Origin of the sequence: Salinivibrio sp. IB872, assembly GCF_001995345.1 — a bacterium.
Classification (GTDB): domain Bacteria; phylum Pseudomonadota; class Gammaproteobacteria; order Enterobacterales; family Vibrionaceae; genus Salinivibrio; species Salinivibrio proteolyticus.
Map to the genome: position 1 here is coordinate 1 of NZ_MUFO01000060.1, position 11,253 is coordinate 11,253.

The window sequence follows — 11,253 nt, forward strand, 5'->3', positions numbered from 1 at the left end:
GCAGATACTTCAACAAAAGTGATGTACGCCGGTATAACGTATATTCTTTGGGGAACGCTTTACACCATTTCTGCTGTGCCATTTTGGTCTATGTCTTCTGTTATGACAGATGAGCCGCAAGAGCGAGCAAAAGCAGCAACCTGTGCCATGTTAGGAGTAAATGCGGGTATCGGTGCCACTTTGGTTATATTCCCGAAACTGAGCGCTTACTTTGCTGATGGCCGCGCAGATCAGGGTTACTTGCCAGCTGTAATTGTGCTGATGATCGTGGGTTTATTTTTCATGTTTAACGGTTTTTACAACACGAAAGAACGTATATCGACGAAAAGCTGCGAAAAAGTCACTCTAACACAAACCTTCCAGGCTGTTCGTAAAAACAAGCCGCTATTCTTTATTCTGGCTGCATTTTTTATGAATGTATTTTTTAACCTAGTCAACGGTCTATACATTTTCTTTTTCACATACAACATGGGCGATGCTGGCTTAGTATCTCTGATTGGTACCATCACTTTGGTGAGTGCGATTGCGTGTTTGGCAACACCTATATTAACGAAGCGTTTCAAAAAACGTGATATTTTTATTGCGCTGTGTATTTTAGAGATCATCGCGCGCATTGGATTCTACTTTACTGGCTATGATAATCCAACGGTTGTGATGGTGTGGTTAGCAGTAATTACGGGCATATTTATGATGACCAATCCTCTAATCTCGGCCATGATTGCAGATACAGTAGAATACTCGTACTATCACAGTGGAAAACGTACCGCCGCGATCACGTTCTCGGGACAAACCTTTACAGGCAAGCTCTCTGTCGCGGTAGCGGGTGGCTTAACTGGTATTATCTTGACGATGATTGGGTATGTACCAAATGCGGTGCAAACCGATACCGCGCTTAGTGGGATGTTCTTTTGCATTGCGTTGTTACCAGGACTTGGGGCGTTGGTACGTATTTTTATTATGTCTCGTTATACGTTTACCGAAGATCAACACGCCATCTTGAGGGAAAAATTACGGCGTGGCGAGTTTGCTGAAGGTGTCTATGTTGAGTCTGTACAAACACATCAAGCATTGAGCTAGGCTAGATTTTATCTTGACAAATTCATAATAAAGCTCGCTCCATAATATGAGCGAGCTTTTAGTTTTCGACTCATTGATAATCAACAACGCTCAACAGAGTTTCTTTGTACCAGTGTTGGACTGAACATAAGAGTTTTATCTTCAATCTTTTCATCACGTGATAGTGCCAATGCCAAACGAGCAGCGTGCTCTGCCATCATCTCGATAGGGTAATGAATAGTGGTGAGACTAGGATGCACAAAGCGAGCGATTAAGCCATCATCGAACCCCACCATAGAAAGCTTACTTGGTACGTCAATGCCGTTCTGATCCAAAGTTGCCAGTGCGCCTGCAGCCATGTAGTCGTTGTAAGCTACCACGCCAGTAATCTCCAAAGACTTGGTTAACAGGTTGGTCATAGCGACTTCGCCACCATCGCTGTTAGGCTCACCATATTCGATATAGCTTTTGGGAAGTTCAATACCATGCTCTTTCAGCGCGGCTTGATAACCTTGTAGTCGTTCATCGGTATCTTCGATATCGTGAGACGAGGCAATACAAGCGATTTTACGATGCCCCTGACGAATTAAATATTCCGTCGCGAGGAATGATCCTTGGCGGTTATTAAGCGAAATACAGCGCTCGGCTACCTCTGGTATATGTCGATTGATGAACACCACACCTTTTGTTTCATTTGCATAATCAATGAGTTCTTTATTTGATAACGCCTTTGAGTGGATAACCATAGCCTCACAACGACTATTGATAAGTAGTTCTAGTGCTTGACGCTCTTCATTACAATTATGATATCCATTACTTATCAAAATATTTTTGTCATTTTGGCGTGCAACTCGATCAATAGATTTTGCCATTGTACCAAAAAAGGGATCAGAAACATCTCCGACCAAGACTCCCATTGTCGTCGTCTTTTGGCTAACCAGTGCTCTTGCTGCAGCATTAGGGCGATAGCCAAGTTTTTCCATTGCTTTAGTAACGGATCGAATGGAAGTGCGACTTGCCTTTGGTGACTTATTAATCACTCTCGAAACAGTTGCAATAGACACGCCAGCTTCTATTGCGACATCTTTTATCGTTATCATTAGGCCTTTTCACTTCGACGTTGTTGTTTAACTAAGCATTAAACAACCATTATCTCATCAATACCTCGGGAGGTGCTATTTAGGTTGCCACTGCCCGCTGGTGACCAGTTTATCCATCACCTTATCGACCGCGACTTTTGCTTTGGCGACAATTTCATCGACTTCGTTGGGTGTCACCACTAAAGGTGGCGCAAAGCCAAGAATATCGCCGTGTGGCATTGCACGGGCAATTAAGCCTTGCTCCAAGCACGCGGCAGCAACTTGTGGTCCCACTTTCAGGTTGGGATCAAAGTGGCTACGATTGGCGCGATCGGGCGAGAACTCGAGCGCATGGAGCAAACCAATTCCGCGGCTATCGCCAATCAATGGGTGATCCGCAAAAGCGGCTTGCATCTTCATTTGCAGGTACTCACCCGTGGTTGCAGCATTTTGGGTAAGGTTTTCGCGTTCGATGATGTCTAAGTTACATAGCGCGGCGGCTGCGCCCAGTGGATGTCCAGAGTAGGTGTACCCGTGACCAATGGCTCCCCATGCATCGGTACCGTCTTCCAGCACATCCCACACTTTATGACCGATCATCACGCCAGACAGAGGCTGATAGGCGGAGGTTAACCCTTTGGCAACGGTGATCAGATCAGGCTTCATATCGTAGTAAATCGAGCCAAAATCACTACCAATACGGCCAAAGCCACACACCACTTCATCGGCGATCAGCAGAACGTCGTACTTATCTAGGACCTTGCGAATTGCGGTCCAGTAACCTTCTGGTGGCGGTACGATCCCTCCGGTGCCAAGCACGGGTTCGGCAATCATCGCGGCGACGGTATCAGAGCCCTCCGCAAGGATCATTTTCTCGAGTTCATCAGCACAATGTTGTGCAAACTCAGGCTCGGTCATGCCGCTATCTTCACGACGATAATAGTAGGGTGCCATGGTGTGTTTGATACGCTCTATGGGCAAATCAAAATGCGCATGGAATAAGGGAAGCCCTGTTAACGACCCGGATGCGATACTGGAGCCGTGATAGCCGCGATCGCGAGAAATGATTTTCTTTTTCTCGGGTTTGCCGCGAGCGTTGTTGTAGTACCACACCAGCTTGATTTGTGATTCATTGGCGTCACTGCCTGACATCCCGTAATACACCTTGCTCATGCCCGGCGCCATCTTGATGAGTCGCTCAGACAAGGTCACCAGTGCTTCGTTGGTGTGGCCCACATAGGTGTGATAGTACGCGAGCTTTTTGGCTTGCTCATAAATGGCATCGGCCATTTCTTCGCGGCCGTAACCAATGTTCACGCAATACAAGCCCGCAAACCCGTCAATCAGCTCAATACCTTCTGAGTCAGTGATACGAATCCCTTTACCTGTCTCAATCACTCGGCCAGGCATTTCGCCGTGGGCGTACTGCTTCAAGTGTGTTGATGCGTGGAAGACGGTGTTTCTGTCTTTTTCCAACAAAGCTTTCGTTTCTGGGCGCATGATCAGTCTCCTTATCCTTACGCAAACCTTAATTAGCTGCCGCTCACGGTGGGCAGGCCACCCAAACAGTAGTATTTAATTTCACTAAACTCGTCGATACCGTAACGGCTCCCTTCACGGCCTAAGCCTGATTGTTTGACACCGCCAAAGGGAATGGGATGTCCGGTCATTTTCACTGAATTGACGCTGACCATGCCGACTTCAAGACCGCGCAGACAGCGCCAAATATCACGAATGTCATTGCCGTAGACATAGGCGGCTAAGCCGTATTCGGTGTCGTTGCCCATGGCAATGGCTTGGTCGAGATCATCATAGGCAATGACCACGGCCACAGGGCAAAAGGTTTCTTCTTGATACACCAACATATCGGGTGTCACTTTGGTGACTAGGGTGGGTGCAAAGAAGTTTTCGCCGAGATTTGGGTTAAGCTTACCGCCAATCACGGTGGCACCTTTAGCGATGGCGTCATCCACCAAGGCTTGCGCTTTATCCACCGCGCGAGAGGAAATTAATGGACCAATATCGGTGCTGGGCAACAAGCCGTTACCCACTTCAAGTTCGTCCATTAATGCGGCGAAGGCATCGACAAAGGCTTGGTACTTGTCACGTGGCACCAAGATTTTGTTTGCGGCGAGGCAGTCTTGTCCTGAGGTTTGGAATTTCGCATCGATGGCGGCACGTGCCGCTTGCTGAATATCCATGTCTGGCAGAACGATAAAGGGCGCATTGCCGCCAAGCTCCATGGCGCACTTTTTCACCGTGTGAGCACTTTGCTCGAGCAGCAGACGGCCGACACGGGTTGAGCCGGTAAAACTCATCGCTTTGACTTTGTCACTTTGACACAGCTGAGTTGAAACCATGGGGGCATCACCCATGATCACGTTAAAGACACCGGCTGGGATCCCTGCGCGTTCCGCAAGCTCGGCCAATGCGAGGGCGGAGAAGGGCGTTTCTTCCGCGGGTTTAACGATAACGCTGCAGCCAATGGCGAGTGCTGCTGCCGCTTTGCGAGTGATCATTGCACTGGGAAAATTCCACGGGGTGATCAAAGCGGCAACGCCAATGGGTTCACGCAAGGTCGCAAGGTGAGCGTTAGGAATATGGCTTGGCATAGTGTCGCCGTAAACACGTTTTGCTTCTTCTGCAAACCAACGTATAAAAGACGCACCATAGGCAATTTCGCCTTCGGCTTCGCGAAGTGTTTTGCCTTGCTCGAGCACCATCAAATGCGCGAGATCGTGTTGGTTATCCATCACTAAGTCATGCCATTGCATTAAGCGTTCCGCACGGGTTTCGGCCGACTCCGCACGCCACAGATGAAACGCCGCTTGCGCATCGTCGATGGTTTGATTGACTTGTGCAGCGCTCAGCGAGGCGGTGTAGCCCAGWATTTCTCCTGTGGCAGGGTTCATCACGGGCGTATCGGCGTCGCCGTTCACCCACTTACCATTGCAGTAGGCGAGCTGTCGAAATAAACGCTGATCGTCGAGATACGCGAGTACATCTGAACTTGCTTTACCGGCCACGTCGTGACGCAGAGCATTTGCGGCGGTACCTGTGTAGTTAAGATCGCGTGATTGGAATACGGTCATACTCCCTCCTCATCGTAAAGCAGCGACGCTGCCTATCAGCGTTTGCCTTCATTTACTGTATGCAAAGTGCCCGCGACAGGTTTTCTGTTCGAACTGTCTAACGGCAAAATTTTTTCTGAAACGAGGGAAAGGCAGAAGAAAATTTTCTGGTCATGAGAGAAACGGATATTGACCATGATAATGTAACAGGTGTTCAGATATTGCTAAGAGGTTAACGACTCGACTCATGCGGGAGTGTTATTGAGCACTCGCAAACAAGGACAAGCAATGATTAGCCATTGGTAGCAACATCGGGTGTTTCGAGTGGTAACGTCAACGCAGGGCGTTTGACTTGCTTGGTGACGATATAGGTGTAGTACTGTTTTATGCCTAAATTATCAGTCAGCCAGTTGTCGATAAGCCGTTGGTAATAGTCAATATCGGTCACGCCAAGCCGAACAATGTAGTCTATCCCCCCACCTGTGGCCCAGCACTCTTTCACATCTTCACAGGCTTGCATGGCGCGCTCAAAGCGTTGAAAGCTGTCGACATCGTGCTGGCCAAGCGTGATTTCGACTAACACGGTATTTAACTTCACTACTGCATCAGGGTTAATCCGCGCGCCATAACCTTCAATGATCCCTGCTTGCTCGAGGCGTTTGACACGCTCCCAACATGGGCTGACCGATAAATTGATCGCTTGGGCAAGGTTAGACTTGGTGATCCTTCCATCTTGCTGGAGGATTTGAAGGATTTTTATATCAAATTTGTCTAACTTCATGGCGCCTCCACTAAACAGGCTCAGCAATTACGGCAAAGGTATCGCCCATGTAAATACGACCGAGGTGGCGCTTAGCCAGCAAAATGCCATCACGCTCGGCATAGTAAGGGACGGGCTCTGTTCCTGTCCGTTCGATGTTATGTACTTTGCCGATCAAATCACCACGTTTGATGGGATCGCCGAGGTGTACACAGAATTCAATGATGCCGGCATGTTCGCTTTGGACATAACAATGCTTGTCAGGCAACTCCAGTGCGATGGGAGGTACAGGGGGATGGCGATAGTCGTCTTGCAACACGCCAGAAAAGACCAAGAAATTATGAATACCACGCTGGGTGATTGCGATTGATTCCGGTGTACTGGTGCCACCGCCGCCTAACTCGGTGGTGACGAAAATCTTGCCTTGTTGCTCTACTGCGGTGTCGTACATGCTGGTGGCGTCCATTTCGGTGGTCTGTACTTGATAAGGTGCACCGAACAAGCGCGCGCCCTCTGCACAAGCTTCCGCTTGTTGCAGATTTTCTAAACGGTGAGACGCGGCATAGGGAATAAGATCTAAGGTTTTTCCACCCGAATGAATATCAAGTGCCGTATCACACTGTGGGATCAAATAGCGAGTGAAGTAATCCGCGATCTGCTCGGTGACGCTGCCAGTGGGCGAGCCGGGAAAGGCGCGATTCATATTGCCTTGATCCCAAGGTGATGTGCGCGTGCCTGCGGTTACTGCGGGTGCGTTCATCATGGGTAAGATAATCACTCTCCCTTTAATATCGCTTGGCATCAGTTGATGACAGGTATTGAGTAGCGCGGTAATACCTTCATATTCATCCCCATGATTACCGCCGGTCAGCAGTGTGGTTTTTCCCTCGCCGTTTTTGATCACGGTAATGGGGATGGTGACACAGCCCCAAGCAGACTGGTCGTGCGAGTGAGGCAGTTTTAGGAAGCCGTGCTGCACGCCATCGGCATGGAAATCGACGGTGGCTTCAATTGCGGTAGGTTCCATAACCTCTCCTTGTGATGTGTCTTGGCATGTTATACGGCTTGTCGCAGTAAAGTTTGATGTTAAATCATCACTTTATCAGTGTAGCCAAAAATACCCACTTGGCTGAATAGAAAAGGGCACAATGGCTGTGCCCAGATTGATTTTATCGATAGATGCCGCTAATGCTTGATAAAAAGCTGACGGGGCAAATCACACAGTGTTTGCGCACCATCTCGGGTGATCACAATGCTTTCTGTGGTTTCCATCCCCCAATCTTTCATCCACAATCCCGGCATAAAGTGGAACGTCATTCCCTCACGCAAAATGGTTTGATCGCTGGGGCGTAAGCTCATGGTGCGCTCTCCCCAATCGGGTGGGTAGCTCAGCCCAATCGGGTATCCACACCGTGCGCCTTCTCGGTCAAATCCATAGCGCAACAACGCATCATTGAGCGCATTGGCAATGTCGCCACAGGTATTACCGGGCTTGGCGACGGCGAGTCCAGCTTCAAGACCGGCTTGCAAAGCTTCATCCGCACGTAGGAACTCATAACCCGGTTCGCCCAAGAAAATGGTACGAGAGAGCGGACAATGATAACGACGATGTACGCCGGCAATTTCAAAAAAGGTGCCCTCTCCCCGTTTAAACGGACGATCATCCCATGTGAGATGAGGGGCGGCGGCATCACCACCAGAGGGTAGCATGGGGACGATGGCTGAGTAGTCACCGAAGTGACCGTCATGACCGACTACCGCATGCTTATTGATCTCGGCCACCAGTAGGTGTTTGGGTAAGCCGGGTTCAATCATTTCAAAGGCCACACGATGCATGTTTTCTACAATGCGTGCGGCGGTGTGCATATAGGTCAGTTCTTGATCGGATTTTACCGCGCGACACCAGTTGACCAATCCAGTCGCATCGACCAAGGTTGCCATCGGGAGGTTTTCTTTTAATGATTCAAACGCGGTGGCACTGAAATAATAGTTGTCTTTCTCAACACCAATGCGTCCGCGATCCCAGTAACGCTCAGCGAGTACATAGTTAGACAAGTACTCCATAGGGTGGAGCGGGGGATTCATCACGTAGTGGTCAGGGTAATAAGTGATGCATTCTGCACTCATGTAGACAGTGCGTAATGCACCGTTAGCGTCTTGAATGCGACCAAACCAAAGAGGGTCGCCTGTCGCGCCGATCACAACACATTGAGGCACATAAAACGACCAGCCATCATAGCCTGTTAACCATGCCATGTTAGAAGGGTCATGGACCWACAAGGTATCGATCTCATGCTCTTCCATTGCATAGCGAACCTTCGCTAAACGGGCGCTGTATTCTTCGTATGAAAACTTCAATACAACGTCGCTCATACGCATGACTCCTGTCCAATACCACGACTGTGGCGCTACTAAAACGTACTACTGACCGGTAATCGAACTTGGATCAAAGGCGATTACCGGTACAGAAAGGTGCCGTTTTTCGGTCTTGTTATCGAACAAACGGAGGAGGCTCGCTTGTGTGTGCGGCTGTACATCTCTGATTTTCATTGTCTAATCTATTGACAATGGCGCACAGCTCTCCACAACAGGATAAGGTTTTGTTTCGCCTCTAGTTAAGGGTTACACCATAGAGTGAAATATCGTCAAGTTTTGTTAGAAACAATTTTGTCACTAAACTGCCAATTTGTGCAGACAGGCAGTGTTAGAGTGAAATAGGAAGTATGGGAAGGGAGTACGAAATATGGAGAAGAGCCTAGTACTAGTCTTTAGACTCAGGAGCATTCGTAGGGTTGACCCATAAACTGTTCGATCAGTTTGTCTTTTGGGGCAAGCATATCGTGGTGACCGCGATAGATACGTTTCATGGTACGCCGACGCTTGGTCAGGCGCGAAAGTTGAAGTCGCTATGGAAAGCTCACAGTGAACAAGCCAAGCGCAGCAGGAGGCTTATTCGTGGTTACAAGTTGAGCATAGCGAAAGCTGAGAAGCAGGAGCTGGTGGCGACGAGCTAGTTTAGGCAGAAGCATTACCAAAGAGAATTGCCCCGCTTAATGAGCTTGTCGAAGCATAGCGAGCGCGGCTTGAAACATACGCAGAGAAGCAGGCGGCTAACAGTACTAAGTGTCCGAAATACGCTGGGACGAGGCAAGTGAAGATGAATGCTTGTGGTGCCTGTAAAGGGCGTGGTGCGTTACGACTAACTGCGGATGGCTTGAGAAAAATGCTGAGGAGTAATGGGGTGCGGATGTCTGAGAAGCTTTGGCGGGACCAGTTTGAGCCATTATTTACGCAGACATTGTGGGGGCTTGATGTTGCGCATGATGAAGCGGCGCATGTGTTGAGTAAGTAACTGATCGGGGAAAAGGTGGCCTGACCTCTTCAGATTGCTGTTCATTTCTTGTTTTTTCCTACTTTTGTTGGTTAAAATAGGAAGTGAGCGTTGCAACTCGAATTAATGTGCCCAAAGAGAGGTTGGTTAGATGCAGTCTAATGTTGAAACAATTGATACCCACGGTAACGACACGTCAAATCTGGAGAGTGTCCATGGTATTCCCACTGAGTTTTTTATTGATGCAATAACTGATGGTATCAGTGATTTCAATAGTGTGAACACGTACTACCCTCGAACCGCTAGTGGTTCGAGAGCTTGGGAGAAAATTGTAGCAACGCTTAGGCAGCGAGTAGTTGAGGAGTGTGACGGTTGGTGCCACAGGCACGAAAATGGGATGGCTCTGCTCGTGAATGCAGCAAGAGGACTTACTATTGTCGTGACAAGTGGAAATAAAGACACCGGTGTTTCTGAAACACTTACACCGAAAACACGGAATAAGAAAGGTCCCGCAGTTCAAGACATGGTAAACCGAAATTACTCTCTGTTTTCAGAGTCTCAGCCTGAGGGAGTTAGCTCAATATCGGTGGATGGCCATCAAACATGGATTTTTCTTTATCACATTGACAAAGAGTTGCGTGAGGTACGAGCTGAGCTCTCTTTGCCTACTGAGATTGAGCTCTCCGGGAGTAAGGGCGGTTTAAAGGTTTCCAGTTGGGCTAAAAGAGTTTTGTTTGTTCCAGTGCCATTCGACGGTCAGAGTTTTGTTCCGCTAGAGCAAGAATTTACTGAAGAGCAAGACTTCTTTGAGCCGAAAAAGAAGTAAGAATGTAAAAATGCCAGGAAAGAGATTTAATCCATCTAGGTTGAAGCTTGCTAGAACGAGACGACAGCTAACTTATAAGGCATTGGCCGAGAAGGTTGGTTTGACTTCTCGTATGGTATCCGAGTACGAAAAAGAGTACTGCAGTAGTGCACCTCCGGAGGAGACAGTAAAGGCTTTTTCAAGAGCACTGAACTACCCAGTAAATTTTTTACTGGAAGAAGAGGCGATTGAAGTTATTGAGAAAGACACTGTATCGTTCCGCTCTCTAAAAAGTATGAAGGCGGCTCAGGAGCACGCAGCAATAGGAGCGGGGCAAATTGGAGTCTTGATTAATGACTTTCTCGAAAATACCTTCCAAATGATTCCTTCTGACGTTCCTGATTATGGTGGTTATGATCCGAAGATAGCAGCACAAATGTTGAGAACTGAGTGGGATTTGGGTAATGCCAGTATCGGTAATATGATTCATTTGCTTGAGAAACATGGTGTTAGGGTGTTCTCATTAGCAGAGGATACGCAAAGTGTTGATGCTTTTTCGTTCTGGAAGGGAGCCACACCGTATGTATTTCTGAATACGAAAAAGTCAGGGGAGCGAAGTAGATTTGATGCTGCTCATGAGCTTGGCCACTTGGTATTGCATAAGGGAGGCATTCCCCAAGGGCGTGATATGGAAGTTGAGGCAGATAGGTTTGCAGCAGAACTACTAATGCCAGAGGTAACTGTATCTCCTTATAAAGGGTCGACGTTTACAATTGAGTCTATTTTGAAGTTGAAGCACAACTGGAAGGTTTCGGCGTTTGCACTGATCGTGCAAATGAAGCGTTCCTGTGTGTTATCAGAGTGGCAATACAAAAGCTTAGTCATACAGGCTAGTAAAATGGGCCTTAGGACAAGAGAGATCGATGGTATCGAGCGAGAAAGTTCGCTTGTTATGCGTAAGATACTAGATACTCTATCTCGGGAGGGATGTTCTATTTCAGATTTGGCGAAGCACTTGAAGCTTCCAGTTGATGAGGTTAGTAGTCTTGTATTTAAGCATTCGGTAGTTAATATTAACCTAGGCCGTAGCTCAAACTCTGCTGGACAGAAAAGACCCCACTTAACAGTTGTCAAATAGGGCTATATCACTA

10 protein-coding genes are annotated in these 11,253 nt (G+C 48.0%); 4 read left to right on the forward strand and 6 right to left on the reverse strand.

Going from position 1 to position 11,253, the window contains the following annotated elements:
- On the forward strand, positions 1 to 1,077 hold a 1,077-nt coding region (locus BZJ18_RS15800), incomplete at its 5' end, for a glycoside-pentoside-hexuronide (GPH):cation symporter (protein ID WP_077458180.1).
- Positions 1,078 to 1,157: 80 nt separating this feature from the next.
- Here the strand turns inward: BZJ18_RS15800 and BZJ18_RS15805 are convergent.
- From BZJ18_RS15805 to doeA, 6 genes are all read right to left on the reverse strand, one after another.
- Positions 1,158 to 2,156, reverse strand: coding sequence for a substrate-binding domain-containing protein (locus BZJ18_RS15805; protein WP_077458182.1), 999 nt, complete (start codon positions 2,154 to 2,156; stop codon positions 1,158 to 1,160).
- A 75-nt stretch (positions 2,157 to 2,231) separates the two neighbouring features.
- Positions 2,232 to 3,635 (reverse strand): aspartate aminotransferase family protein, encoded by a 1,404-nt coding sequence (locus BZJ18_RS15810; RefSeq protein ID WP_077458184.1) that lies wholly within the window; start codon positions 3,633 to 3,635, stop codon positions 2,232 to 2,234.
- A 32-nt stretch (positions 3,636 to 3,667) separates the two neighbouring features.
- Positions 3,668 to 5,227, reverse strand: coding sequence for an NAD-dependent succinate-semialdehyde dehydrogenase (locus BZJ18_RS15815; protein ID WP_077458186.1), 1,560 nt, complete (start codon positions 5,225 to 5,227; stop codon positions 3,668 to 3,670).
- Between the two features lie 271 nt (positions 5,228 to 5,498).
- Positions 5,499 to 5,987: an Lrp/AsnC family transcriptional regulator gene (locus BZJ18_RS15820; protein WP_077458188.1), complete on the reverse strand. Its 489-nt coding sequence runs from the start codon at positions 5,985 to 5,987 to the stop codon at positions 5,499 to 5,501.
- 10 nt (positions 5,988 to 5,997) lie between these two features.
- The gene (gene doeB / locus BZJ18_RS15825) at positions 5,998 to 6,993 is read right to left on the reverse strand and encodes a N(2)-acetyl-L-2,4-diaminobutanoate deacetylase DoeB (protein ID WP_077458190.1); all 996 of its coding nucleotides are present in this window, start codon (positions 6,991 to 6,993) and stop codon (positions 5,998 to 6,000) included.
- A gap of 158 nt (positions 6,994 to 7,151) precedes the next feature.
- Complete coding sequence (doeA, locus tag BZJ18_RS15830) at positions 7,152 to 8,339, reverse strand: ectoine hydrolase DoeA (RefSeq protein ID WP_077458192.1); 1,188 nt, start codon at positions 8,337 to 8,339, stop codon at positions 7,152 to 7,154.
- Between the two features lie 419 nt (positions 8,340 to 8,758).
- Here doeA and BZJ18_RS15835 point away from each other — a divergent pair, with 419 nt between their 5' ends.
- The 3 genes from BZJ18_RS15835 (at position 8,759) to BZJ18_RS15845 (ending at position 11,240) form a co-directional block, all read left to right on the forward strand.
- Complete coding sequence (locus tag BZJ18_RS15835; protein WP_077458194.1) at positions 8,759 to 8,980, forward strand: hypothetical protein; 222 nt, start codon at positions 8,759 to 8,761, stop codon at positions 8,978 to 8,980.
- A 468-nt stretch (positions 8,981 to 9,448) separates the two neighbouring features.
- On the forward strand, positions 9,449 to 10,123 hold the full coding sequence (locus BZJ18_RS15840) for a hypothetical protein (protein ID WP_077458196.1): 675 nt from the start codon (positions 9,449 to 9,451) through the stop codon (positions 10,121 to 10,123).
- Positions 10,104 to 11,240, forward strand: coding sequence for a helix-turn-helix domain-containing protein (locus BZJ18_RS15845; RefSeq protein ID WP_241824996.1), 1,137 nt, complete (start codon positions 10,104 to 10,106; stop codon positions 11,238 to 11,240). Before BZJ18_RS15840 ends, BZJ18_RS15845 begins: the two co-directional genes overlap by 20 nt.
- Positions 11,241 to 11,253 lie beyond the last annotated feature (13 nt).